We start from the raw sequence: 24850 nt of genomic DNA, 5'->3' as shown, positions 1-24850 counted from the left end.
GATACTTACCCCACATGGATTTTTCACTATTACTGGTAATCGCCGTTGCACTTTCTGGGGCAATATATCTGCTGGATGTGCTTTGGCTAAAGCCTAAGCGGCGTGAGCGGTTAGCCACTGCTGAAGCAGCCACCACGGAAGGTCTGGATGAGTCCACTCGAGAGACGTTACTAAAAGAACCGTGGCCGATTGATTACTCGCGCTCTTTTTTTCCAGTTCTGCTGGTGGTGCTTGTCGTACGCAGCTTTATTGTTGAGCCGTTTCAAATTCCATCTGGTTCAATGAAGCCGACGCTTGAAGTGGGTGACTTTATTTTGGTGAATAAATTTGCCTACGGTTTGCGATTGCCGGTGATTCACAATCGATTTTTAGAGGTTGATGACCCAGAGCGCGGAGACGTCATGGTGTTCCGCTTTCCAGAAGAGCCTTCAGTCAACTTTATTAAACGTGTGGTTGGGTTGCCGGGTGACCGTATTCGTTATGAGGGGAAGCAGCTGTATGTTAACGGTGAGCCCGTCAATAAGGCTTTAATTGAAGAAGGCCCCGCGCTTTCGCCACAGCAGCTATTATTGGAAGAGCAATTAGGTAGCATTAGCCACTATATATATAATAACCCCCGTGATCCTGGCCCCCAGATGCGTGAAGTGGTTGTTCCAGATGGGCACTATTTCACCATGGGTGATAACCGTGACCACTCTAACGATAGCCGTTATTGGGGGTTTGTTCCTGAAGATAATATTGTTGGAAGAGCATTTGCTGTTTGGATGCATTGGGACGGTGGCTTGCCTAGCTTTACCAGCGTACGGCGTATTGAATGAAATATAGTTTAGAAATTGTTAATGCTGTCATATTAGTTAACGTCAACGACGTAGGAGCACTGTGAGTAATTCCTTAACCGCTTTTTGCCGACGAATCGGCCATACCTTCGGTGATCCTACACTGATGGAACTGGCCATGACCCATCGTAGCTACGGTGGTCGTAACAATGAGCGCCTGGAATTTCTGGGTGACTCTATCGTCAATTTTGTAATTGCTGAAGCGCTTTTCCAACGCTTCCCCCAGGCTCGTGAAGGACAGTTGTCACGTCTTAGAGCGCGCTTGGTGAAAGGTCAGACATTGGCTGAGCTGGCTCGGGAAATGGAGTTCGGCGAATGCTTGCGGCTTGGCTCAGGAGAAATGAAAAGCGGCGGTCATCGCCGCGAATCCATTTTGGCTGATGCAGTAGAAGCTGTGATCGGTGCTATTTATTTAGATGCAGGCATGGACGTTGTTCGTCAACGAGTGCTGGCATGGTATGCCGAGCGGCTTGAAAATATTTCGCTACAAGATACCCAGAAAGACCCCAAAACACGCTTGCAAGAATTTTTGCAATCGCGTCAGTCAGCGTTGCCACGCTATGAAGTAGTCTCTGTAAAGGGGGAGGCGCACGCTCAGACCTTTACCGTGGAGTGCTACATTGATTTGCTAACCGAGCATACCACTGGTAAAGGGCCCAGCCGCCGCCATGCTGAGCAGCAGGCAGCTGAAGAAGCGCTATCCCACCTTGAAAAAACACCTGGAGACAAGTCATGAGTCAAACCTGCGGCTTCGTGGCCATCGTTGGGCGGCCCAACGTAGGCAAATCAACCCTCATGAATCGGATTCTAGGGCAAAAAATTTCTATTACTTCACGTCGACCTCAAACTACGCGTCACCAAGTAATGGGGATTAAGACGGTAGATGAGACGCAGTTTATCTACGTTGATACGCCTGGCATGCACATCATGTCAAAAGACCGTAATAAAGCGATTAATCGTTTTATGAACCAAGCGGCCACGCAGGCGTTGCGTGATGTTGATTGTGTGGTGTTTATCATTGACCGCACCCGCTGGACGGATGAAGACCAAGCAGTGCTAAAACGGCTTGAACACGTGAAAGCACCGGTAATTTTGGCGGTCAATAAAGTAGATCGTTTAAACGAGAAAGGGGATTTGTTGCCCTGGTTAGCTGACGTAGGTGCACGCCGTGAGTTTGCTGCGGTAGTTCCTATTTCTGCCAAGCATGGCACTCAAGTTGATACGCTCGAACAGGAAGTTGCCAAATACTTACCAGAGAGCGTTCATTTTTTCCCGGAAGATCAAGTCACTGATAAGAGCTTACGCTTCATGGCGGCTGAGCTTGTGCGTGAAAAAGTCATGCGTCAGCTTGGTGATGAACTCCCGTATCAAATGACTGTGGAAATTGAAGAGTTCCGCGAAACCGAGCGCGTGACCCATATTAGTGCCTTAATTCTGGTTGAGCGTCAGGGCCAAAAGGTCATCTTGATCGGTGAGAATGGTGACCGTATTAAAAGCATTGGACGCGAAGCGCGCCTCGATATGGAGCGTGCTCTGGGTACCAAGGTAATGCTCAATCTATGGGTAAAAGTGAAGCGCGGCTGGTCAGATGATGAGCGGGCATTAAAGAGCTTGGGTTACGATCTCGATTGAGTGCCTCCATGTCGGCAGAGCCAGCGTTTTTACTGCACCGCAGGCCTTACCGTGAAACCAGTGCGCTGGTGGATTTGTTAACCCTTAATCATGGCCGTATTCGTGCCGTTGCCCATGGTGGGCAGCGGCCGGGTTCTAAGTCACGTCAGCGGCTACAACCCTTTACTCCCTTATTTGTATCGTGGCGCGGTGAGCGTGAGCTAAAGCGATTAATGCTGATGGAGTCACGAGGCCAGACGGCACTGCTTGCTGGCGAAGGGCTGCTCTGCGGTTTATATGCTAATGAAATAGCGACACGCTTACTTCCTTTGGAGCTTGCAGCGCCAGAGGTTTTTGCATTTTATAGCGCGCTGCTAGAAGCATTGCCCACACCGGCGCACCGCGCCCTGGCGCTACGACGTTTTGAGTGGGCGCTGCTGGAGACCTTAGAGGCAACACCGCGTTTTTGTACCGACGATGGTGGTGCGCTTGATCCTCAAACGCGTTATCGGTTTGATGCAGCAAGTCGTGCTTTTGTGCCGTCAGAACAGGGTATTGAAGGCCGAACGCTGCGTTATATAGATCAAGGTGATTGGCAGCCCGTTGGTTTAGCAAGTGCTTTAAAAGCGGTGATGCGGGCAGCGCTTGCCCCTCATTTAGGCGCGACTGCTTTACGCTCCCGAGAACTAATGCTCGATTTGGCCCGCCGCCGACAGCGCTAGGTGGGCATCTCAATATCACTTATTGGAGACACGTGATGCATCCTCCGAGGATTTTATTAGGCGTTAACATCGATCACATTGCGACGCTACGTCAAGCGCGCGGTACTCGTTATCCTGACCCTGTTCAAGCGGCATTGCTAGCAGAAGAAGCGGGCGCTGATGGCATTACGGTTCACCTGCGTGAAGATCGCCGCCATATTCAGCCTAGAGACGTTCGTTTACTGGCAGAAGTGCTCAATACGCGCATGAATTTAGAGATGGCTGTCACTGAAGAAATGCTAGTGCTGGCTGAGGAAATACGCCCGGCGCACGTTTGTTTAGTGCCAGAAAAGCGCGAAGAGCTAACCACGGAAGGGGGCTTGGACGTTGTAGGTGGTTTTGATCTTATTGCTGATGCTTGCCGACGTTTGAGTGCTATTGGCTGCGATGTATCGTTATTTATCGATCCTGACGAAGCGCAAATTGATGCAGCCATTCGTGCTGGGGCACCAACGATTGAGCTACATACAGGAGCCTATGCAGAAGCAAAGCCTGGTAGTGAGGCTGCAATTGCTGAATATGAACGCCTGAGTACGGCGGCCATTCACGCCGTTTCTGCAGGTTTAGTGGTTAATGCTGGTCATGGCTTGCATTACCACAATGTTGAGGCGATTGCTGCACTACCGGGTGTTAATGAGCTCAATATTGGACACGCCATTATTGCTCGTGCTTTGTTTGTCGGATTGAAAGAGGCGATTCAAGAAATGAAACGCTTGATCATTGCTGGCCAGGAAGCTGGATTAATGGCGGCGCTAGATGCTCACGAGCACGAGCACGAACACGAGCACAATGGCTGTTGTAGCCACTAAGATGATTGTTGGAATTGGATCGGATATCGCTCGTGTTGAGCGCTTTTCTAAGGCAGTAAAACGCCACGGGCCCCGTTTTGCCCAGCGAATTTTAGGTCCTGAAGAGCAAGCTGTTTGGCAGGTAAAAGGTCAGCCTGCTAGCTATTTGGCAAAGCGTTTTGCAGCAAAAGAAGCATATGTTAAAGCACTTGGGCTTGGTTTGCGAAGCGGTATGCAATGGGGGGATATTCAGATCCTCAATGATTCGCTGGGTAAGCCAAGCCTGCAACTAAGCGGTGAGGCGCTTCGTCTATTTCAAACCAGCGGCGCCTCGGTTGCGCATATAACGCTCAGTGATGAAGCAGATTATGCAGTGGCATTTGTGGTTCTTGAGTGCTAGCGCTAATCCGTTAGCGCTCATTGAACGTGCTCCGCTGCTCCTGAAGGCGCTTGATCGCGGCATACAGCTCATCAAGTAAATTTTCAGCTTGCTCCATTCCCCCGGTGCGCAAGCGTGTCTCTAACGTTTCGACCGTTAGCGCGAGCTCGGGCGCGCCGCAATAACGGCTGGCACCATTGAGCGCATGAACATAATCGAGTAAGGCTGTCAGGTTATTGTCTTTGTACGCGCTGCGCATTTGCTGTTCGCATTCACTCAGACTGTCGATCAGTCGCTTTAGCTGCTCTTTGGCGAACTCGGGGTTGCCGCCTGCCAGGCGAGTGCCTAACTCAAGATCAATGATGGGCAATGAGGCTGGTGCGTAACCAATTGCAGGCGCTTTTGGGGGTGCCTCTAAAAGTGGGCTGTTGGGCAGTGTAATGCCCAGAAAGCGTTGAAACTGCTGTTGTAGCTGAAGTTCATTGATAGGTTTCACTAATACATCGTCTAAACCCTCCACAAGCCACTGCTGACGTTCATCGCTTAGCACGTGGGCGGTCACGGCAATAATTGGGCAGCGCGCCCAATTATTATTAATGCGCCGTAATGCTTGGGTGGTTTGGACTCCGTCCATATCAGGCATACGAATGTCCATTAGCACCATATCGGCTTCGTTCTGACGCGCATAATCCAGCGCCTCTTGACCACTGGCAGCTAACACAATGTTGATATGCTCATTTTCGAGCATGGCTTTTAAGAGCTCGCGGTTGGGCGCGTTATCGTCAACGATCAGCACCGTCAATGTTGGCGAGGGTAGTGCCTTGATCGTTTGTGTATTGTTTGAAATGGAGGGTGCAACGGGCTCCAATAGTTGTTTGAACGTAGCTACCAATTGTGCTCTCGTAAATGGTTTACAAAGCATATCTCCCCCATTAGGAAGTTCCCAGGGAGGCAGCTCAAAGCTAGTGGCGTTGGCTAGAATTAATGTTGGGCAGGGCGCTTGAGCAATAATCGATTGCCAATATCTCTTTCGTTCACCGATAAAATCATCATGCTCAAGGCTGAGTAATAGCAGCTGTTCATTGCCAGATTCAATGAAAGAGGCGGCAGTTGCGCCCCAGCGTTCAATTAAGTGCTCTAATACGTTGCGAGTGGGTAGGTGGGGTTCATGTAACCGAATAATAGAGCCGTCCAGTGAGAGTTCTTGCGGCCTTTCAGTGGTCATGTCAGCAAGCAGTGGCAATGTAAATGAGAACGTTGCTCCTTCTCCAGGCTTGCTATCAATCGTAATTTCGCCACCCATTCGTTGAACTAATTGCCTGCAAATCGTTAAACCTAAACCGCTACCGCCAAACTGTCTGGAATGACTAGGATCTGCCTGGGAAAAGGCACTAAACAGCTGATTTTGTTGTTCATCGCTCAAACCAATACCTGTGTCACTAACGCTAATGCGCAGTACGACATGTTGGCCCTCCTGACTGTCCAGCATGACGCGGATGATGACATCTCCCCGAGGTGTAAATTTCAGGGCATTGCTGGTTAAATTATTGAGGACTTGATGGATGCGTAGCGGGTCGCCACAAAGCGTAGGCGGCACATCGTCATATACCATCGCCACTAAGTGCAGTCGTTTGCGTTGAGCTTCAGGCGCGTGTAGGCCAACAACTTCATCCACTAGCGATACAATGTCGATGTCGACTTCTTCTAAGGTCAGACGATCGGCTTCTAGCTTCGAGAAGTCCAACACATCATTGACTAGCATCAGTAAGTTATCGCACGCACGGTGCACATGTTCTAACCACTCTTTCTGCCGCGTATCGAGAGTCGAGCGGCCTAGTAAGCGGCAAAAACCAATGATGCCATTTAGAGGGGTGCGGATTTCGTGGCTCATATTAGCCAGAAATTCGGACTTCACTGCATTCGCGCGTAGCGCGCTTCGGTGAGCAAGATCGAGTTTGATATTCTGTTCTTCAATCGTCTCCATGGACTCTTGCAGTTCACTGGTCGCTTGTTCGATTTGGCTTTGCATATCATGCTGAGCTTGCCGGAAATGTTCCGCCAGCCCGTTGACATGTTCTGCCAGCTGCCGAAACTCGGTAGGCCGAGCAGCCGCAATAAAAGGCCGGTAGTCCCCTCGTGATAGGCGGTAAAGCGCTTGATTCGCCTCTTCAATTGGGCGAGTAGCGTAGCGACTGATCGCAAATGCGGCTAAAAAAAGCAGAAGACCAAGAAGCATGCCGCCTAAGCTAAGGCTAGCAATGAGCTTGTAGCGCTCCAGTTTTAGTGTGCGTATGTCCATCTCAGCTTCAAGCCAACCAGTGTTGGTAAGATTAAACTGTTGGCCGTGAGACGTGGTTAAGGGTACCTGCAAACGCCAAATAGTTTCATCCATAGTGAGTGCCGTGGAATTGGGGGCATTTAGGCGAGGCGGTGGAGGTATCGAATGCCCAAGCACCAATAAGCGACTTCCTTGCTCGTCAAAAAGTGTTACCGCGCGCAATCCTTTGTGCTCCAGAAGCTGTCTGGCAATGGCTTCCAAGCGAGGTAAGTCGCCATCTACCATGGCGTTACCCAGGCTTGGTGCTAGCAATTCACCAGCGCTTACTAAACGTTCTTCTAGCATGTCACGGCCAGTGGTTTCGCTTTGCACCACCAGCAATACTGCCATGACGGCATAGACAAGAAGTGGAAATCCGAGTAACGCAAAGAGTAAGCGCGTGTTTAAAGACATGAGAGAAGCTCGTTGATTCAATGAGGTTGCCTGTCAAGCTAACGGCAGCACCGATATAATGCAGCATAATGGTGATGATAAGGAATGTACGATGAATTATCCGACGCTCGAAGATGTGGTTGGCAACACGCCACTGGTTCGTTTAAAGCGCATAACTGCTGGTCGTAATAACACGCTTCTAGCCAAGCTAGAAGGCAATAATCCTGCTGGTTCGGTGAAAGACCGACCGGCACTCTCTATGTTAAGTGAAGCCGAAGCACGAGGCGATATCGTTCCGGGCGATACGCTGGTGGAAGCAACCTCAGGCAATACGGGCATTGCGTTGGCCATGGCTGCTGCTATCAAAGGCTACAAAATGACGCTAATCATGCCTGAAAACGCTTCAGAAGAGCGTAAGCAGGCCATGGCGGCTTTTGGTGCCACACTAATTTCAGCCAGCAAAGAAGGTGGGATGGAAGAGGCACGAGATATTGCCGATGCGATGATTGCGAGAGGCGATGGCAAGCCGCTAAACCAATTTGCCAATCCAGATAACCCGCTAGCGCACTACCGTACAACGGGGCCAGAAGTGTGGCAGCAAACAGGCGGGGAGGTGACGCATTTTGTCAGCTCAATGGGGACTACGGGCACGATCATGGGGGTGTCTCGTTATCTTAAGGAACAGAATCCAGCGATCCAAATTGTTGGTTTACAACCTGCGGATGGCGCGAGCATACCTGGGATTCGTCGTTGGCCAAAAGAGTACCTGCCATCGATTTTTGAAGCACCGAGAGTCGACATGACCCTTGATATCGGTCAGCAAGAAGCAGAAGCTCACATGCGACGCCTGGCCCGTGAAGAGGGTATTTTTGCAGGGGTATCATCAGGGGGTAGCTTGGCTGGAGCGTTGCGGATCGCAGAACAAACTGAGAACGCGGTCATTGTATTCATCGTTTGTGACCGAGGTGATCGCTACCTTTCCACAGGCTTATTTGCCCCGGAGTTATAGATGGCCATGTTGGGTAAGCGGCGGCCATCTCGCCCCGCCTCGGGACACTCAGGACTAGTACGCAAACCAAGCCATAAAACTGAGCCAAAAGGTGATCCCTCGACAACGCTGGTGGTTGAGCGTCTAGCGCATGATGGTCGTGGTGTGGCGCATAACATAGCTGGTAAAACGGTGTTCATTGATCAGGCGCTTCCCGGTGAACATGTCGATGTGGCAATACATGTGACGCGTAAACGGTATGACGAAGCGCATATAAAAAACCGGCTCACTGCGTCAGAGCAGCGGGTTGAGCCACCCTGTAATTACTTTGGTCAGTGTGGGGGCTGTGATTTACAGCATCTTAATCTTGCTGCACAACGCCAGCATAAGCGCGACGTTGTCACAGAGCTAATGGCGCGTCAGGGCCTAACGCTAGGTTCTATTACTGCGTTAGATGGTAGTAGCGAGCACTACCGACGTCGCGCACGTCTTGGGGTGAGGGTAGATGGTCAGGGTAATGTTCTTCTGGGGTTTCGAGCACCCAACAGCCACCGATTAGTTGATATTGAGCAGTGCCATGTGCTGGTGCCAGTGCTGAACAAATTGATTCTTCCATTAGGGCAATTGTTGGCAACATTAGCCTCGCCCCGTCTCGTTGGCCATGTCGAATTACTGGCGACCGATGAGGCGACAGTAGTGCTGGTGCGTCAGTTAAAAGCCCATGATCAAGATAGGGCTCGTTGGCAGCAGTTTGCGGAACAGCAACAGGTCTCGCTCGGCACTTGGTTAGGGCGGGAAACACCTGTTTTGCACTGGAGTGGTGCGCATGATGGCGCTACACCCGTTCTACAAGAAGTGCTTAATCTTGATGACCTCGGCATTCAAAGAGCAAGTTCATCCACCAGTGAGCATTGCTTGGCAGGTGATAAAGCATCCAGCCTTGTAACGTTACGTTTCTCACCAGGCGATTTTTTACAGGTAAATGCTGAGGTTAACCAAAAGATGGTAGCCCAGGTGGTAGCATGGTTAAAGCCAGCGCCAGGGCAACAGCTCGTAGATCTTTTTGCTGGGATTGGTAACTTCAGTTTGCCGTTAGCCGCCGCAGGAGCAAAGGTGATTGCTGTAGAAGGCAACCCAGCGATGGTAGAGCGAATTACCACTAACGCTGATGCTAATTTATTGGATGTGCATGCCCAGCAAGCAGACTTAAGTGACGCCAGAAAGGTGCAACTGCTATTGAGCGAGCATCAGCAAATTGATGCGATTGTGCTGGATCCGCCTCGGAGCGGCGCGGAAGCAGTTTGCCAAGTATTAGGCAGTTACAACATACCCCGGGTGGCCTATATTTCTTGTGACCCGGCAACGCTTGCTCGCGATGCGGCACATCTTGTGCATGCAGGTTATCGCGTCAAGCAAGTAGCAGTGGCAGATATGTTTTTACACACTGCTCACCTGGAAACGCTGATGCTATTTGAATACGAGGGCTAGCCTGCCCATTGCATCAAGCCTCGGTGACGGAAAATGGATAGCCGTTACCCTGAAAGGATGAATGATTGTCATGGTGAAAGTGCGTGAGGACCAGCCGCTTACCGAAAGCGGAAAGGTGGACATACAGCAGTGGTTAGCACGCCTTCAAGAGGATGTGCGCCTACGCGAACCCGAACGACTCTTGCAAGCGTGTGAGCTTGCTGAACAGTTGGAGCGAGAGGCGCCGCAAACCCACCGTGTGTGGCTCTCGCCAGGTTCAAGTTTTCGAATGGGGCTGGAAATGGCCGACATTCTGGCCGAGCTCAAGCTTGATCAAGCAACCCTTGAGGCTGCCGTGCTGTATCGCGCGGTTCGCGAAGGACTGCTGAGTATAGACGCCGTTACCAAACGGTTTGGTGAAGAAGTCGCTAAGCTGATTGACGGTGTTTTGCAAATGGCGGCCATTAGCTACCCACTAGCGCCCAACCATGGTATGGGCCAGCATAATCAGCAGGAAAACCTGCGCAAAATGCTGGTTAACATGGTCGGAGATGTGCGCGTTGCTCTGATCAAAATTGCTGAACGCACCTGTGCCTTGCGACAAGTAAAAGATGCGCCCCGTGAAAAGTGCTTACAAGTCGCGCGTGAAGTGGCCGATATTTATGCGCCGCTTGCTCATCGACTTGGGATAGGTCAAATCAAGTGGGAACTTGAAGACCTATCGTTTCGCTATCTGCATGAAGATGAGTACAAAGCGATTGCTAAGCTATTAGCTGAAAAGCGCTTAGATCGTGATCGCTATATTCATGACGTGGTGGAAACCATCAAGAGTTTGATGGAAGCTCAGAATATTCATCACTACGATGTCGATGGGCGAGCCAAGCATATTTACTCAATCTGGCGCAAAATGAAGCGCAAGAGGATTGATTTTTCCCAGGTGCATGACGTGCGTGCAGTGCGCATTCTGGTGCCTGATGTGGCCGATTGCTATACCGTACTCGGAATTGTTCACTCTCGTTGGCACCATGTACCCAATGAGTTTGACGACTATATTGCCAATCCGAAGAAAAACGGTTACCAGTCGCTGCATACCGCGGTGATGGGGCCAGAAAATAAGGTGCTGGAAATCCAGATTCGCACCTTTGCTATGCATGACGAAGCAGAATTAGGTGTTTGCGCACACTGGCGGTATAAAGGGCATGATACCAATGCTAAAAGCCGCAGCTATGAAGAAAAAATTGCCTGGCTGCGCCAAGTGCTTGAGTGGCAAGATGAAGTAGGTGGCTTTGGCGATCTGCGTGAAGGGCTTTCCAGCGACGTTGCCCCAGACCGCATCTATGTGTTCACTCCCGATGGTCATGTCATTGACCTGCCGCGTATCGCCACACCTATCGACTTCGCTTACCGCGTGCATACTGAAATTGGTCACCGCTGCCGTGGTGCCAAGATTAATGGTCGGATAGTACCGCTCACCTATAAGTTAAAAACCGGCCAGCAAGTCGAGATTTTAACAGCCACCAAAGGCGGCCCCAGCCGCGACTGGTTAAACCCCAGTTTGGGCTATGTGCGCACCTCGCGCGCGCGGGCTAAGATCCAGGCGTGGTTTAAGTACCAAGCACGAGACCAGAACTTAGACGAAGGGCGGGCGCTGTTCGAGCGTGAGATGCGCCGCTTGGATGTTGAAGGGCTTGATCTTACTAAGCTTGCTGGTGCTGTTAACTACCAAAACGCCGACGATATGTATGCAGCTCTTGGTGCGGGCGACCTGCGCATCGGCCAAGTGCTTCATCAAGCCCAGCAGTTGTTTGGTGAAACGGACGATCAAGAGCAGTTAGATCGGTTACTGGCAAAGCCACGCCGCCAGCCAAGTAAAGCGACTCAAAGTGACATCACCGTGCTGGGTGTCGGTAACTTAAAAACCAGCATGGCGAATTGCTGTCGGCCAGTGCCTGGGGAACCGATTGTAGGCTTTATTACGCAAGGTCGCGGGGTCACCGTCCATCGCCAGGATTGCAGCAACATCCTTCAATTGCGAATGGAAGAGCCCCAACGCATTATCGAAGTAGAGTGGGGCGAGCGCGCCCAGACCCGTTACCCCGTCACTATTGAAATTCAAGCGTGGGATCGCTCTGGACTGCTGCGTGACGTGACCGGGCTACTAGGCAACGAGAAAGTTAATGTATTAGCTGTTAATACGCTGACGGATACTGACGAGGGGATCGCGCGATTGCGCATCACGCTGGAAGTCGACGGTCTAGAATCGTTAGGCCGCTTGTTTTCCCGAATCCAGCAGTTGCCTAACGTGACGGAAGTGCGTCGTTTGCGCAATGCCGACCCAGAGAAAAACGTCCGTAAAGGAGGCGCCTGATGCGTTATAGCGTAGAGGATCTGCTGACATTGATGTCGGTACTTCGCAATGCGGAACAGGGGTGTCCTTGGGATATCAAGCAAGATTGGGACAGCATCGTGCCACATACGCTGGAAGAGGCTTACGAAGTTGCTGACGCTATTGAGCGGCGCGCTTTTGATGAATTGCCCGGCGAACTGGGTGACCTGCTGTTCCAAGTGGTTTACTACGCCCAGTTTGGTGCTGAAGAGCAGCGCTTCGACTTTCACGACATCGTTGATACGTTGACCGCAAAGATGTTGCGACGTCACCCGCATGTATTTCCTGATGGCACGCTAGCGTCACGGCGCCCACCCGGAGTGAGTGCCGAGGATGTACAAACCCAGCACATCAATTCACGCTGGGAAGCGCTTAAAGCCGATGAGCGTGCCGAGCGTGCACAGCAAAACACGCCCTCAGTACTTGACGATGTTCCACGTACGCTGCCTGCGCTTAGTCGTGCCGCTAAACTCTCGAAGCGTGCCGCCAGGGTCGGGTTCGACTGGCCTGATGCTCGCGGCGTGTTGGACAAAATCCGTGAAGAGCTGGCTGAAGTTGAAGAAGCCCTTGCCGAGGGTAACCAACAGCACGCTCAAGAAGAAGTCGGCGATTTGTTGTTTGCAGTGACTAATTTAGCGCGCACATTGGGGGCTGACCCCGAACAATGCTTGCGTACCACAAATACCAAATTTGAGCGCCGCTTTCGCTACGTAGAGCGTGAGCTTGCCGCCGCTGCGCGTCCGCTAACTGACGCCTCGCTTGACGAGATGGAAGCCCACTGGCAAGCCGCTAAAGCACAAGAAAAAACGCTTACCCCTTAACAACTAGCTTTTAACAACTAATGCGACCCCGCAAGGAGGCCATGCCAATGAGTCACGACCTACACGAATCGCTACGTGATAACGTGCGTATTCTCGGTGATAGCCTGGGCCGTACGATTGCCGATGATTTAGGCCAGTCATTTGTTGATAAAATTGAAACGATTCGTGCCCATGCCAAGCGGGGACGCCAGGGCGATTCATTGCAGCAGCGTGAGCTCATTGAGTATCTACGCCAGTTGCCCGAACGCGACCTGCTGCCAGTGACGCGTGCGTTTAACCAGTTTTTGAACCTTGCCAACATTGCTGAACAGCACTACCGGGCGCGCTTTCGCCGGGTGGAAGACTACAAGCCTGGTACCCAGCCAGTGCTTGGTGAACTGCTAAGCCGTGCACAGCAGGCGGGTAATTCGCCCCGTAAATTAGTAGAAACCCTGGCCAGTATGCGCGTTGAGCTAGTGCTGACTGCCCACCCTACAGAAGTTATCCGCCGCACGTTGATTCAAAAATACGATGCTATCGACGAATGCCTGACCGCGATTGAAAGCTCTGAAGACTATCCAGAGCGTGGCACTCGCGCCCAGGGGCGCTTGGAAGAGTTGATCAGTCAGGCGTGGCATACCGATGAGATTCGTCATGAGCGGCCAACACCTGTTGATGAAGCCAAATGGGGCTTCGCGGTTATCGAAAACTCCTTATGGCAGGCAGTGCCAGACTTCCATCGCGATTTGGATAATTTATTACTCGATACTGCCGGAGAGCGTTTGCCGCTAGATGCCGCGCCTATTCGCTACGCTTCCTGGATGGGCGGTGACCGAGATGGCAATCCAAATGTCACCGCGCGAGTGACGCGAGAGGTGCTCTTATTGGGCCGATGGATGGCCGCCGATCTCTATTTACGCGACCTTGAACAGCTGAAAACCGAGCTTTCAATGTGGAAAGCTAACAGCGCTTTGAAGGCAGAGGTAGGAGAAGTTGCCGAGCCTTACCGTGAGCTGCTCAAGCGTCTGCTGAATAAAATGGAAGCCACACGCGACTGGGCAAAAGCAGAGCTGGATGGCCGCAACTATGACGGCGGACCAATTATTGAAACCCGCGACCAACTCTACGCGCCGCTACTGGCATGCTACCGCTCACTGTGTGATGTCGGGTTGGACACCATCGCTAATGGCGCGCTGCTTGATACCTTGCGCCGCGTGGCAGTGTTCGGTGTTACGTTGACCAAACTTGACCTGCGCCAGGAGGCCAGCCGGCATGCCCAGGTAATGGAAGAACTCACCAGTGCACTAGGCTTGGGGCACTACCAGGACTGGAACGAAGCTCAGCGCCAAGAGTTCCTGCTCGCTGAGCTAGAATCAAGGCGGCCGCTGATCCCACGCCGTTGGGAGTGCTCGGCAGAATCCCGCGAAGTGCTCGATACCTTTAAAGTGATTGCTCAAGAGCACGCTGAAGCGCTGGGTACCTATATTATCTCGATGGCTGCCGAGCCTTCGGACGTATTAACCGTTGCGCTATTGATGAAAGAGGTTGGGGGCCAAGTCACGCTGCCCATCGCACCGCTGTTTGAAACCCTGAACGACCTTGACCATGCGGGCGATGTCATTGACCAATTGCTGGCGCTTCCCGGTTACCGCGCCTTGGCGAAAGACCGACAAGAAGTCATGATCGGCTATTCAGACTCTGCTAAAGACGCCGGACAGCTTGCTGCTGCCTGGGCACAGTACCGTGCCCAAGAGTCGTTAGTCGATGTATGTGACAAGCATGGCGTAGATTTGACGCTCTTCCATGGCCGTGGCGGCACCGTTGGACGCGGTGGCGGTCCGGCGCATGCGGCGATTCTCTCCCAGCCGCCGGGTTCAGTGAATGGCAGCCTACGAGTGACAGAGCAAGGCGAGATGATTCGCTTTAAGTTTGGTCAGCCAGATATCGCGCTGCGCTCTATGGAAATTTACGCCTGTGCGGTCATGGAAGCGACGCTCTTGCCACCGCCCGCACCGGAGCCTCAGTGGCGTGAAGAAATGGACCAGCTGGCGAAAGTAGCCCATGCCGCCTATGTGGGCGTAGTGCGTGAAGACCCCGATTTTGTCCCTTATTTCCGTGCGGTTACGCCGGAAGGCGCGCTGGGTAGACTGCCGCTTGGCTCCCGGCCAACCAAGCGTCGCCAGGATGGTGGCGTGGAAACCTTACGAGCGATTCCGTGGATTTTTGCTTGGACACAGATTCGCTTGATGCTACCTGCTTGGTTGGGCAGCGGTGAGGCGTTCTCACGACGCCTGGAGCAGCCAGGCGGTCGGGAAGTGCTGCAAGAAATGCGCAGTCAGTGGCCTTTCTTTGGCACCTATCTCGATATGTTGGAAATGCTGTTGGCCAAAGCGGATGTAGCGATTGCGGCTTACTATGAGCATCGCTTGGTCGATGAGCCTTCGCTGAAAGCATTGGGTAAGAAGCTAAGGGAGCGTTTTGAGCGGCTTGAAAACGTCGTGTTGGATATCCTTCAGCAAGAGAAGCTGCTTGAAAACACCCCGCTTATTCGCCAAGCAATTGATGTGCGCAACCCTTACATCGACCCGCTTCATGGCTTGCAAGCGGAGCTTCTGCAGCGTAATCGGGACGCCGATGGTGCCATTAGTGCCGATCTCTCTCGTGCGCTCATGGTGACCATGGCAGGTATTGCAGCAGGTTTACGCAATACGGGTTAAAAATAACAGTACGCCGCCACTACGTGTGGCGGCGTCGTCATCACCTTATTAGGAATTGGGGGCGTGATGATAAAGGATGCTCAGTCAGTACTGTCGTTTTGGTTTAATGAATTAACGCCAGCGCAGTGGTTTAAAAAAGATACGTCGATGGATCAGCAGATTACCCAGCGTTTCGGCCCACTGCTGACCAAAGCGGCTGCTTGTGAATGTTATGAGTGGCGCAGTACTGCTCGAGGGCGGCTGGCTGAAATTATTGTGCTGGACCAGTTTTCTCGAAATATCTACCGTGACCGCCCGCAAGCCTTCGCCAGTGATGCGTTAGCCTTAGCGCTTGCACAGGAAGCGGTTGCATTAGCGGTAGATAACGAACTGGCTCCAGTCGAGCGTAGTTTTTTATACATGCCTTATATGCACAGTGAGTCTGCCGCTATTCATAAAGTGGCAATGCAGCTGTTTGATCAGCCTGGGCTAGAGAACAACTTGGATTTCGAGATTCGTCACAAAGCGATCATTGACCGCTTTGGTCGTTATCCCCACCGAAACGACGTGTTGGGCCGGGTATCTACGCCAGCCGAAATAGAGTTTCTTAAACAACCTGGGTCCGGCTTCTAGTTAGGCTTTTAACGTTAGCTTTTGAATTTTGCTTAACCACTTCACCACACTTTTGCCTATGGCGTTTTATGTCGTTACGAAAATCTACCCGCATCAATAAATACATCAGCGAAAGCGGTTTATGTTCTCGCCGAGAGGCTGACCGCTATGTTGAACAAGGCAATGTTTGGATTAATGGGCGTCGGGCAACGACAGGCGATCAAGTAGTGCCGGGTGATCGGGTTAAGGTCAACGGTCAGGAGATAGAGCCTCAGGAAGAAGAGGATTTGGTGCTTATTGCGCTGAATAAGCCAGTGGGGATTGTCAGTACCACCGAATCCAGCGAAAAAGATAATATTGTTGAATTCGTGAAGCATGGCACACGCATCTTTCCCATTGGGCGGCTCGATAAAGACTCGCAGGGGCTAATCTTTCTAACCAATAATGGCGACTTGGTTAATAAAATTCTGCGCGCCAATAATAATCATGAAAAAGAGTATGTGGTTACGGTCAATAAGCCGGTTACCGATGAATTTGTTGCGGGCATGCAAAAGGGTGTACCTATCCTTGGGCAAGTGACTAAAAAGTGTAAAGTGACCAAAGAATCGACGTTCGTGTTCACTATTACGCTGGTGCAAGGGTTGAACCGCCAGATTCGCCGTATGTGCGAGTACTTTGGCTACGAGGTCACCCAGCTCGTTCGCACGCGAATAATGAATGTTTCCCTGCAAGGGTTGGCCCTAGGTGACTGGCGGGATTTAACTCCTAAAGAGATTGATACGATTGTCGCGCTGACAGAACGCTCTGAGGCAGTGCCTGAAAAGAGCCAGACTGCGCGGCCTGATTACAATTCGGGGGCAGGCGCTAACAAGCCTAAAAAAACAGCCACCAAGGGGCGGCATAAACAGGGGCGGCAGAAACCGGCTAAGCCAGGAGCTAAAGAGGTTGGCAGCAAACCGCCACCCAAGGGCAAAAAAAACGCCAGCGGAAAAGCACGTGCCGGCTCGAAGGCTGGTGCGTCGGGTAAGCCACACCCCAAGGCCAAAGCTGCTGGCGCGGGTAAGGCAAGCGTAAAAGGCAAGGCCGGGGCTAAGCCAGTCGGTAAAGGCCGTGTTGGTCGGGCGAAAGGGAAGCGTTAAATAGAAATAGAAAGGCGGGCAGCCTTGGGGGCCCGCCTTTGGCGCCTAATCTATTGCATACCTGCAAGCTGATGGATCAGGCAAATAAGAAATTAGCAATGAGTTCTTTGCCACCTTCTGTGGCAAACGATTCAGGGTGAAACTGAATGCCGTGAATGGGGTAGTCACGGTGCTTTACGCCCATCAATTCAAACTCACCCACTGTTTGCCAGTGGCTGCGTTGCTCAAACTTGTCAGCACCTAGCGCGCCCACTGATGCAGTCACTTCCAGGCAGTCGGGCAGGGAGAGGGCGTCCGCAATCAATGAGTGATAGCGCATCACTTCAAGCTGGTCGGGTACGCCATTAAACACCGAGCGATTGTTGTGGTTGATCGGACTGATTTTGCCATGCATCGGCAGTGGTGCTTTTATCACCTTGCCGCCAAAGACGTGAACAATGCCCTGCATGCCCAGGCACACGCCCAATAGTGGTGTGGTTTTGCCGAGTTTCTCGATAACGTCGGCACAGACGCCAAAATAGCGCGGATCATCCGGTGAGCCTGGGCCAGGAGAGATAATGATGCGATCAGGCGCCATGGCTTCTATCGCTTTGAAGTCGATTTGGTTATTGCGCTTAACAATAATCTCGAAATGAGGCAGCTCACCGCGATTTTTTTCCGTGGTTAAAATCTCACCAATAAACTGATACAGGTTATAGGTGAAGGAGTCGTAGTTATCAATAATTAGCACTTTCATGCTTGACTCTCCATGTCCGTATCCACGCTCATAAAAGGGGCGAGGGCTTTGCGGGTGCCAGCAAATTTTCGGCGAATTTCCTCGTATTCATCTTCGGCGTTGCTATCAAATACGTTGCCGCCACAGGTTTGCACGTAAGCGCTTTCACCATTTACAAAGACCGTACGAATGGGGATCGCAAAGGTGCAGTCGCCGTTAAAAGAGAACTGACCAACCGCGCCGCCATAAGGGCCACGACCGTCAATTTCTAAATCATCAATGATTTTCATTGCTTCGATTTTTGGCGCACCCGTCAGCGTACCCGCAGGGAAGTTGCTGGCGAGGGAGGTAAACATATCTTCGCCTTCGGCAATAATTCCAACAATTTCACTGGAGATATGTTGCACGTGGCTAAAGCGCTTGATGTCCATCAGGCTACGTACTTTCACCGTGCCAAATTGTGCCACCCGACCAATATCATTGCGGTGTAGATCCACAATCATATTGTGCTCGGCAATCTCTTTAGGGTCGTTGAGTAGCGCACGGGCTAGCTGGGTATCTTCCTGAGGCGTCTTGCCGCGAGTGGTCGTTCCAGCCAACGGGAAAGTCTCCATTTCGCCCTGGCGCAGTCGGAACAGCAGCTCGGGGCTGGCGCCAATCAGCTTCTGCTCGCCAAATTTCACGTAGTACATCTGTGGCGACGGGTTAATGGTGCGCAACTGATCGTAGAGCGCTAGCGTATCGCCTTTAATGCTAAAGCGCTTTTTAAAGCCCACTTCGCACTGGAAAACCTTACCGTCGATGATGTCCTGCTTCACCTTGGCCACCGCTTCGGCGTGTTCTTCGCGGCTCATGGTGTCGCCCAGCGCAGTAATATGCAACGAGCCTGGGGGGATATCATCAGCGTCGATCAAGGTTTGCAGAAACGCGTACCGACTGTTGTCGTAATAAAAATAGGTCACTTCCCCGGTCATTTTGTCGAGGATCAAGCCGTCTTTATAAAGGCCAAATCGAAACGTGTCGAAATCGTCGCTAGCTTTCAACGATAGCGAAGGCTCAAAGTATTGCATAGCGTCATAACCAAGATAACCACTTAGTCCGCCTGCATACTTACGAGAAATAATATTCTGCGGAATCAAGCTGCGTAGCAACTCATAAGGGTTATCGCTTGGGTAGTGGTTTGCATTACCGTCACGATCTTCAATAGTTAACGTGCCGCCATTGGCGTAAAGCGTGTACTCAGGATCAAAGCCAATAATTGAGTGGCGTGCCATATGGCTATCTTCGCCTAGTGATTCCAGCATGTAGCAGGTATCAAATTGGCGTTCAATTTTTTGAAACAGAGCAAAAAAGTCACAGTCCGCCGCCAGGGTGACATAGTGAGGCTTGCGCGACAGCGTAAAAGGCTGCGGGCCTGATGAAGCAGGCGTAATGGTCGTCATGATTAATCGGTCCGTGAAGTGGGGGACGGTAGTGATGAAGGTAACGTTGAAGAGGGTAGCGTGGTTAAAGCGCGTGAACCGCGGGATACCGTGGCAATACCAACGCCCAGAGTTTCAGCGATTTTGCGGTGGGGGACTCCTTCACGCAAAAGTTTAAAAATCTGTAGGCGCTTGCTGATTTCTTGGTACTCTGCGGGCGTTAACAAGCTGGCTAGTGCCTCGTTCATTGCCTCTGGTGAGTCAATGCCAAGTAAATAGCGTACTAAATCAGCCTGATGGTCATCATCAAATGACATAGAGTAGGTTCACCGTATAGGCACAAAATAAATGAATAAGATACTGTACTAGCGTACTAGTACAGTATCTTATTGTTCAGCGAAGTCAAGCCGTTCGCGCCAATTTGAGGAAACCCAATGACTGGCTACTTTATTCAAGCATTTATCTACCTTATTGCAGCGGTAATAGCTGTTCCGCTGGCCAAACGGTTTGGCCTTGGCTCGGTGCTTGGCTATTTGGTAGCAGGGGTAGTGATTGGCCCAGTGCTAGGCTTGGTAGGGCAGGAGACCACAACAATTCAGCATTTTGCTGAGTTTGGTGTGGTAATGATGCTGTTTTTAGTCGGTATGGAGCTCGACCCAAAAGGGTTGTGGGCGATGCGGGTAAGCTTGATAGGGATGGGTGGTTTACAGGTGGTGATAACAGCCGCTGCAGGCACCGCTATTGCTTGGTGGCTGGGACTTGCGTGGCAAACTTCCTTAGCCATCGGTTTGATTTTTGCGCTTTCCTCAACGGCGATTGTGCTGCAAACCCTAAACGAAAAAGGACTCACGAAAACTGAAGGCGGGCGTAGCGCGTTTTCAGTGCTGCTATTTCAAGACATCGCGGTGATCTTGATGTTGGCATTGATTCCACTATTGGCGCTGCCCGAATTAATGGGGGCAGGTGGTAGCTATGCTGAACATGGCAGCCTTAGCCTTGTCCAGGGTATGCCTGCATGGCTCCACGGACTGGTGGTGGTTGGGGCTGTTGGGGTTGTAATTATTGGTGGGCATTACCTTGGGCCAATATTGTTTCGCTACGTGATTTCCTCCGGTTTGAGAGAAGTGTTTACGGCTGCCGCTTTAATGCTGGTTATTGGCATTGCTGCGCTGATGGGGATTGTTAATTTGTCTCCAGCACTTGGTGCGTTTTTAGCCGGTATTGTACTTGCCAACAGCGAATTCAAACACGAGATTGAAGCCAATATCGAGCCGTTCAAAGGGCTTTTACTCGGCCTATTTTTTATTACGGTTGGGGCTGGGATAAATTTTCAGGTATTCGCTGAGCAGTGGTTAACGGTAATAGCGCTCGTACTCGCTGTTATCCTTGTAAAAGGCATCGTTTTGTTTGGTTTGGCATTACTGTTTCGTGTTCGAAGCAGTAATGGCTGGCTGTTTACGTTAAGCCTTGCGCAGGCAGGGGAATTTGGGTTTGTGCTGTTAACTTACAGCGTGCAGAGCAACGTTATTCCTGTTGATGTGTCGCAATTACTTTCGCTGGTTGTCGCGTTTTCCATGTTTGTGACGCCGCTGTTGTTTATTGCCTATGACCGCTTAGTACTGCCGCGCTACCAAACAGTGAAAAACGACACGCGCGCTGCCGATAAGATCGAAGAGCAAGCGCCAGTAATCATCGCTGGTGTCGGTCGTTTTGGGCAGATTGTATGTCGCTTGTTGCGCGCTAATAACATTCCCATCGTGGCCTTAGATCTTGAAATTGAGCAAATTGAACTCCTCCGCCATATTCGGATTAAAAGCTACTTTGGGGATGCCAGTCGTTCAGACCTTCTAGAAACCGCGGGTATTGCGCATGCGCGAGTGATGGTGGTGGCGATTGATGATCGCGAGCGGGCTGTTGATATGGTGAAGCACGTAAAACAGTACTATCCCAACGTTTGGGTGTTGGCGCGTGCATTTGACCGTGGCCATGGGTATCAGCTTCGCGAAGCAGGCGCTGACGATGTAACCAGAGAGGTTTATCACTCTGCGCTAGAACTGGGTGGCCATACGTTAACGGCTATGGGTGTACACCCTATGCGTGCCAAGCAGATGATCGACTCGTTTGAGCAACACGAAAATGCCCATGAAGATGAGCTGTTTGAAGCCTGGAAAGAAATTGAGGAGGGCATTAGCTTTAGCCCGCGTTACGGCGAACTGTTTATGAAACTGGAAGAAGCGCTGAGTAAGTCAATGCGGCACGGCTGGGATGAGACAAATCAAGCAGAAGAACCCGTATGGACGCCACCTGAACAGGCATCCGAAGGGAGCCGCTAAAACGGCAGGTGCAGAGAGGCGCTTAGCATATTGAGATGGCTGAGGGTGGGGGCATCGATACGTTCGTACTCTACGCGGCTTACCAAACGATTGATGGTCATGGTGGCACCAAAGCCTTGCAGGAAGGCGGTGCCGCCGTCGTCGGCTAATGGCTGATCGGTTTCGCCACGCCACTCTGTGAGGCCAGACTTAGCGTAAATACTAAAAGCGCCCATTCGCACGCCTGCAACGATGGCACCGCCCAGGCTGAGAGTATCCATGATAAGAGGGTCAACACTGGATGAGATGGGAACTTCTTCACTTTCGCGGTAGGCAATTTCAGCGCCAATATCCAGCTGTGGTAACTGCCATGGACTAAAGCCGGCCGTAAAACGAAAGCCAGTGGTGTAACTATCGAGGCTGCTTAAGTCGCTGCCCTCTAAAACGACACCGTTGCGCAGGGACATAAACTCGCTGTTTGGAGACGCATAGGCGAGGTCAGTATCTCCGCCGCTGGCTAAACAGCTCATAAATGGCAGCATGGAACCAGCAAAGCTATAAAACAAGGTGCTTGCCAAGCGTTTCATTGGCGTTCCTCGTGTCCCTGGCTAAGGAAGGTATCTTATCTAGCCTAGCAACGGGCGCTTATTTCTACCACGTTAATTACGTTATTTGATAAGTTTTCTAACAGATTTTTACCCATTTTCAAAAAGCGCTCGCCAAATACCCATTGGGGTGAGAGCACGGCATCGATATTCGTTTGCTCTTTTTGTCGCTGTCGCTGACGCCACTCAAGTGCAGTGCTGCTCCAATCTTCACTGTGCTGAAGCATGAAGCCGTTTGCTGTCAGCAAATTGGTTAGTTCTACCATCGAAAGTAAGTGTGAATGCTCTGGCGATGCTGCCCAAGGAACCGGGTAGCGCAATTCGGCAAGATTTTTACCACTAACGACTTCATGCATGACAAGATTGCCACCTGGGCGGAGCACACGTCGGCTTTCGGCAATAACCTGGGCGGGGTCGGGCATGTTCATCAGGCTGTGCTGAAATAGCACGGCATCAAATGTGTTCTCTGGAAAGGGTAACGCGCAGGCATCTCCGGTAACCCAGCTAAGTGACGAATTTGTTGGAGAAGCCGATAAGTTAGTCAGCGCCTGGTTAAGTACGTTAAAGCGGTGGGTGATATCTAAACCGGTAAGTTGAAAACCTAGCGCTGCCCCTTGGCGCATTAATCCGCCTAAGCCTGAGCCTATATCAAGCACTTTCGTATGTTGCGAAGGATCAAGCAGGTTAAGCAGCTTTTTAGAGGCGGCAATACCACCGATATGTAGCTGGTCTAGCGGGGCAAGTTGGTGAAGCGTCGGGCCATCAGGGTAGTGGGTGCGAATTTGGCTAAGGATATCGTCATCGCGTAACCCTTGGTGGTAGTGCTCGGCTAGCCGCTGTTGAGTGGACATGTGGGTGTCTCAATGTCATACAAAAATCAACGCCGACCATGGGCCGGCGTTAATTAAAGGGTTATTTTTGATCCTCAAGCCCAAGCTCTTGGATAGAAATTTCGCGCATTTTAAATTTCTGAATTTTACCGGTTACCGTCATCGGGAACTCATCAACAAATTTAAAGTAGCGAGGAATCTTAAAGTGAGTGATTTTGCCTTTGCAGTACTCGCGCAGGTCTTCTCCAGTGACTTCTCCTGCGCTGCTGTTGAGCTTCACCCAAGCAATTAACTCTTCGCCATACTTCTTATCCGGAACACCGGTGACCTGTACTTCTGAAATCGCAGGGTGGGCGTATAAAAACTCCTCGATCTCTTTAGGGTATACATTCTCACCGCCGCGAATCACCATGTCTTTAATACGGCCAACGATCTGGATGTAGCCTTCCTCGTCCATGGTGGCAAGGTCGCCTGTGTGCATCCAACCGGCTTCATCAATGGCTTCAGCCGTGGCTTTGTCATTGTTCCAGTACTTGAGCATCACACTGTAGCCACGGGTGCACAGCTCGCCAATTTCACCACGGGGCAGAATGCCGCCGTTGCCAGGATCGACGATCTTGCTTTCCAGGTGGGGTTGGGTGCGGCCAACGGTGGAAACACGCTTTTCAATAGGGTCGTTTGCGCCGGTTTGGGTGGAAACTGGGCTGGTTTCGGTCATGCCGTAGGCGATCTGTACGCCTTTCATGTTCATCTTTTCGATGACCTGCTTCATGATTTCTGCAGGACAAATAGAGCCCGCCATAATGCCGGTGCGCAGCGTGGAAAAATCAGTAGTGGCGAAGTCGGGGTGCTCTAGTTCGGCGATGAACATAGTGGGTACGCCGTAAAGAGCGGTGGCTTTTTGCTCGTGTACTGCTTTTAGCACTTTACCGGGGTCGAACCCTTCATCCGGATAAATCATCGCCGCACCATGGGTCATGCAGCCCAGGTTACCCATCACCATGCCAAAGCAGTGGTAGAGCGGTACGGGGATGACCAAGCGGTCTTCGCTGGTAAAGCCCATGCTTTCGGCAACAAAGAAGCCATTGTTGAGAATGTTATGGTGAGAGAGCGTCGCGCCTTTCGGAAAGCCCGTGGTGCCCGAGGTGTACTGAATATTGATTGGGTCATCAAACTGTAGCGTGGCCTGCAGGTCATCAACATCCGTCTGGCTGATCTTGTTGGCTTCGTTAATAAAGTCTTCCCAGCGCCACATACCACTATGTTTATCAGTGCTCAGATTAATGATGCACTCAAGATCAGGCAGTTTTTGTGATTTTAGCTGACCCTCTGCGCTGCTGTTTAGTTCAGGCGCGAGCTCAAACAGCATGGCGGTGTAATCAGAGCTTTTGAATTGATTGGCAGTGACTAAAAAGCGCGCACCGGATTGATTAAGCGCGTAGTCCAGCTCATGCGTACGATAAGAGGGGTTAATGTTGACTAAAATCGCGCCAATCTTGGCGGTGGCAAACTGGGTTAGGGTCCATTCGCAGCAGTTTGGTGCCCAGATGGCAACCCGGTCGCCTTTTTTAACGCCAATGGCCAGCAACGCACGTGCGCAACGGTTAACTTCTTCCTGAAGCTGGCGGTAGCTCCAATGAATGTTCTGATGAAGGGCGATTAGCGCGTCGTTGTCGGGATACTGTGCGGCGATCTGATCAAATTTATCGCCAATGGTCATGCCCAGCAGCGGCTTATCTGCGGTGCTGCTGGTGTAGCTAGGTAGGGTGTGTGCAGGTGATGCCATGGGTGTCT

At 51.4% G+C, this 24850-nt stretch carries 21 protein-coding genes; 14 read left to right on the top strand and 7 right to left on the bottom strand.

The features are described from left to right. Positions 1-14: 14 nt before the first annotated feature. From lepB to acpS, 6 genes are all read left to right on the top strand, one after another. A complete protein-coding gene (gene lepB, locus B6A39_RS11055; protein ID WP_083005507.1) occupies positions 15-818 on the top strand; it encodes a signal peptidase I in 804 nt (267 codons plus the stop codon). 61 nt (positions 819-879) lie between these two features. Next, positions 880-1572: a ribonuclease III gene (rnc, locus tag B6A39_RS11050; RefSeq protein ID WP_083005503.1), complete on the top strand. Its 693-nt coding sequence runs from the start codon at positions 880-882 to the stop codon at positions 1570-1572. Beyond that, on the top strand, positions 1569-2468 hold the full coding sequence (gene era / locus B6A39_RS11045) for a GTPase Era (protein ID WP_083005500.1): 900 nt from the start codon (positions 1569-1571) through the stop codon (positions 2466-2468). Before rnc ends, era begins: the two co-directional genes overlap by 4 nt. Positions 2469-2476: 8 nt before the next feature. Then, entirely contained in the window at positions 2477-3169 is a 693-nt protein-coding gene (gene recO / locus B6A39_RS11040) for a DNA repair protein RecO (RefSeq protein WP_083005496.1), read from the top strand. 35 nt (positions 3170-3204) lie between these two features. Further along, the gene (gene pdxJ, locus B6A39_RS11035) at positions 3205-4017 is read left to right on the top strand and encodes a pyridoxine 5'-phosphate synthase (protein ID WP_083005492.1); all 813 of its coding nucleotides are present in this window, start codon (positions 3205-3207) and stop codon (positions 4015-4017) included. A 1-nt stretch (position 4018) separates the two neighbouring features. Continuing rightward, positions 4019-4396: a holo-ACP synthase gene (acpS, locus tag B6A39_RS11030; RefSeq protein ID WP_083007894.1), complete on the top strand. Its 378-nt coding sequence runs from the start codon at positions 4019-4021 to the stop codon at positions 4394-4396. Between the two features lie 10 nt (positions 4397-4406). Here acpS and B6A39_RS11025 read toward each other — a convergent pair whose 3' ends face one another. Continuing rightward, the gene (locus B6A39_RS11025; RefSeq protein WP_083005489.1) at positions 4407-7106 is read right to left on the bottom strand and encodes an ATP-binding protein; all 2700 of its coding nucleotides are present in this window, start codon (positions 7104-7106) and stop codon (positions 4407-4409) included. Between the two features lie 91 nt (positions 7107-7197). On the opposite strand from B6A39_RS11025, the gene cysM reads away from it, so the two are divergent. From cysM to rluF, 7 genes are all read left to right on the top strand, one after another. Beyond that, positions 7198-8094: a cysteine synthase CysM gene (gene cysM, locus B6A39_RS11020; RefSeq protein WP_083005485.1), complete on the top strand. Its 897-nt coding sequence runs from the start codon at positions 7198-7200 to the stop codon at positions 8092-8094. Then, entirely contained in the window at positions 8095-9561 is a 1467-nt protein-coding gene (locus B6A39_RS11015; RefSeq protein WP_083005482.1) for a TRAM domain-containing protein, read from the top strand. 70 nt (positions 9562-9631) lie between these two features. Next, entirely contained in the window at positions 9632-11908 is a 2277-nt protein-coding gene (gene relA, locus B6A39_RS11010) for a GTP diphosphokinase (RefSeq protein ID WP_083007893.1), read from the top strand. Next, entirely contained in the window at positions 11908-12747 is an 840-nt protein-coding gene (gene mazG / locus B6A39_RS11005) for a nucleoside triphosphate pyrophosphohydrolase (RefSeq protein ID WP_083005478.1), read from the top strand. The genes relA and mazG overlap by 1 nt, the downstream gene beginning before the upstream one ends. A gap of 47 nt (positions 12748-12794) precedes the next feature. Further along, the gene (gene ppc, locus B6A39_RS11000) at positions 12795-15443 is read left to right on the top strand and encodes a phosphoenolpyruvate carboxylase (RefSeq protein WP_083005475.1); all 2649 of its coding nucleotides are present in this window, start codon (positions 12795-12797) and stop codon (positions 15441-15443) included. A 66-nt stretch (positions 15444-15509) separates the two neighbouring features. Then, on the top strand, positions 15510-16055 hold the full coding sequence (locus B6A39_RS10995; RefSeq protein WP_083005472.1) for a DUF924 family protein: 546 nt from the start codon (positions 15510-15512) through the stop codon (positions 16053-16055). Between the two features lie 68 nt (positions 16056-16123). Continuing rightward, positions 16124-17173 (top strand): 23S rRNA pseudouridine(2604) synthase RluF, encoded by a 1050-nt coding sequence (gene rluF, locus B6A39_RS10990; protein WP_083005469.1) that lies wholly within the window; start codon positions 16124-16126, stop codon positions 17171-17173. 76 nt (positions 17174-17249) lie between these two features. On the opposite strand, the gene B6A39_RS10985 is transcribed toward rluF, so the two are convergent. The 3 genes from B6A39_RS10985 to B6A39_RS10975 are packed head-to-tail and all read right to left on the bottom strand — an operon-like array spanning position 17250 to position 19626. Beyond that, positions 17250-17909 carry an anthranilate synthase component II gene (locus tag B6A39_RS10985; RefSeq protein WP_083005466.1) on the bottom strand — a complete coding sequence of 220 codons (660 nt, stop codon included), beginning with the start codon at positions 17907-17909 and terminating at the stop codon, positions 17250-17252. After that, positions 17906-19330: an anthranilate synthase component I family protein gene (locus B6A39_RS10980; RefSeq protein WP_083005462.1), complete on the bottom strand. Its 1425-nt coding sequence runs from the start codon at positions 19328-19330 to the stop codon at positions 17906-17908. Before B6A39_RS10980 ends, B6A39_RS10985 begins: the two co-directional genes overlap by 4 nt. Positions 19331-19332: 2 nt before the next feature. After that, positions 19333-19626: a Trp family transcriptional regulator gene (locus B6A39_RS10975; protein ID WP_083005458.1), complete on the bottom strand. Its 294-nt coding sequence runs from the start codon at positions 19624-19626 to the stop codon at positions 19333-19335. A 117-nt stretch (positions 19627-19743) separates the two neighbouring features. Here B6A39_RS10975 and B6A39_RS10970 point away from each other — a divergent pair, with 117 nt between their 5' ends. Beyond that, a complete protein-coding gene (locus tag B6A39_RS10970; RefSeq protein ID WP_083005455.1) occupies positions 19744-21642 on the top strand; it encodes a monovalent cation:proton antiporter-2 (CPA2) family protein in 1899 nt (632 codons plus the stop codon). On the opposite strand, the gene B6A39_RS10965 is transcribed toward B6A39_RS10970, so the two are convergent. The 3 genes from B6A39_RS10965 to B6A39_RS10955 form a co-directional block, all read right to left on the bottom strand. Then, complete coding sequence (locus tag B6A39_RS10965) at positions 21639-22208, bottom strand: hypothetical protein (protein WP_083005451.1); 570 nt, start codon at positions 22206-22208, stop codon at positions 21639-21641. The two genes, B6A39_RS10970 and B6A39_RS10965, sit on opposite strands and share 4 nt — an antisense overlap. A 44-nt stretch (positions 22209-22252) precedes the next feature. Then, on the bottom strand, positions 22253-23077 hold the full coding sequence (locus tag B6A39_RS10960; protein ID WP_083005448.1) for a class I SAM-dependent methyltransferase: 825 nt from the start codon (positions 23075-23077) through the stop codon (positions 22253-22255). A 61-nt stretch (positions 23078-23138) separates the two neighbouring features. Continuing rightward, positions 23139-24842, bottom strand: a complete 1704-nt coding sequence (locus tag B6A39_RS10955; RefSeq protein WP_083005443.1) for an AMP-binding protein — start codon at positions 24840-24842, stop codon at positions 23139-23141. Between the last annotated feature and the right edge of the window lie 8 nt (positions 24843-24850).

The organism is Halomonas sp. GT (assembly GCF_002082565.1).
In the GTDB taxonomy this organism is placed as follows: domain Bacteria; phylum Pseudomonadota; class Gammaproteobacteria; order Pseudomonadales; family Halomonadaceae; genus Vreelandella.
Note: the sequence above shows the minus strand (reverse complement) of the source record. Positions and strands in the feature narration are given on the sequence as shown.

Bases quoted from the DNA above. Each gene is read 5' to 3' on its own strand.
- lepB (WP_083005507.1), top strand. From the start codon at position 15: ATGGATTTTTCACTATTACTGGTAATCGCCGTTGCACTTTCTGGGGCA.
- era (WP_083005500.1), top strand. From the start codon at position 1,569: ATGAGTCAAACCTGCGGCTTCGTGGCCATCGTTGGGCGGCCCAACGTA.
- recO (WP_083005496.1), top strand. From the start codon at position 2,477: ATGTCGGCAGAGCCAGCGTTTTTACTGCACCGCAGGCCTTACCGTGAA.
- pdxJ (WP_083005492.1), top strand. From the start codon at position 3,205: ATGCATCCTCCGAGGATTTTATTAGGCGTTAACATCGATCACATTGCG.
- acpS (WP_083007894.1), top strand. From the start codon at position 4,019: ATGATTGTTGGAATTGGATCGGATATCGCTCGTGTTGAGCGCTTTTCT.
- B6A39_RS11025 (WP_083005489.1), bottom strand. From the start codon at position 7,106: ATGTCTTTAAACACGCGCTTACTCTTTGCGTTACTCGGATTTCCACTT.
- cysM (WP_083005485.1), top strand. From the start codon at position 7,198: ATGAATTATCCGACGCTCGAAGATGTGGTTGGCAACACGCCACTGGTT.
- B6A39_RS11015 (WP_083005482.1), top strand. From the start codon at position 8,095: ATGGCCATGTTGGGTAAGCGGCGGCCATCTCGCCCCGCCTCGGGACAC.
- relA (WP_083007893.1), top strand. From the start codon at position 9,632: ATGGTGAAAGTGCGTGAGGACCAGCCGCTTACCGAAAGCGGAAAGGTG.
- mazG (WP_083005478.1), top strand. From the start codon at position 11,908: ATGCGTTATAGCGTAGAGGATCTGCTGACATTGATGTCGGTACTTCGC.
- ppc (WP_083005475.1), top strand. From the start codon at position 12,795: ATGAGTCACGACCTACACGAATCGCTACGTGATAACGTGCGTATTCTC.
- B6A39_RS10995 (WP_083005472.1), top strand. From the start codon at position 15,510: ATGATAAAGGATGCTCAGTCAGTACTGTCGTTTTGGTTTAATGAATTA.
- rluF (WP_083005469.1), top strand. From the start codon at position 16,124: ATGTCGTTACGAAAATCTACCCGCATCAATAAATACATCAGCGAAAGC.
- B6A39_RS10985 (WP_083005466.1), bottom strand. From the start codon at position 17,909: ATGAAAGTGCTAATTATTGATAACTACGACTCCTTCACCTATAACCTG.
- B6A39_RS10980 (WP_083005462.1), bottom strand. From the start codon at position 19,330: ATGACGACCATTACGCCTGCTTCATCAGGCCCGCAGCCTTTTACGCTG.
- B6A39_RS10975 (WP_083005458.1), bottom strand. From the start codon at position 19,626: ATGTCATTTGATGATGACCATCAGGCTGATTTAGTACGCTATTTACTT.
- B6A39_RS10970 (WP_083005455.1), top strand. From the start codon at position 19,744: ATGACTGGCTACTTTATTCAAGCATTTATCTACCTTATTGCAGCGGTA.
- B6A39_RS10965 (WP_083005451.1), bottom strand. From the start codon at position 22,208: ATGAAACGCTTGGCAAGCACCTTGTTTTATAGCTTTGCTGGTTCCATG.
- B6A39_RS10960 (WP_083005448.1), bottom strand. From the start codon at position 23,077: ATGTCCACTCAACAGCGGCTAGCCGAGCACTACCACCAAGGGTTACGC.
- B6A39_RS10955 (WP_083005443.1), bottom strand. From the start codon at position 24,842: ATGGCATCACCTGCACACACCCTACCTAGCTACACCAGCAGCACCGCA.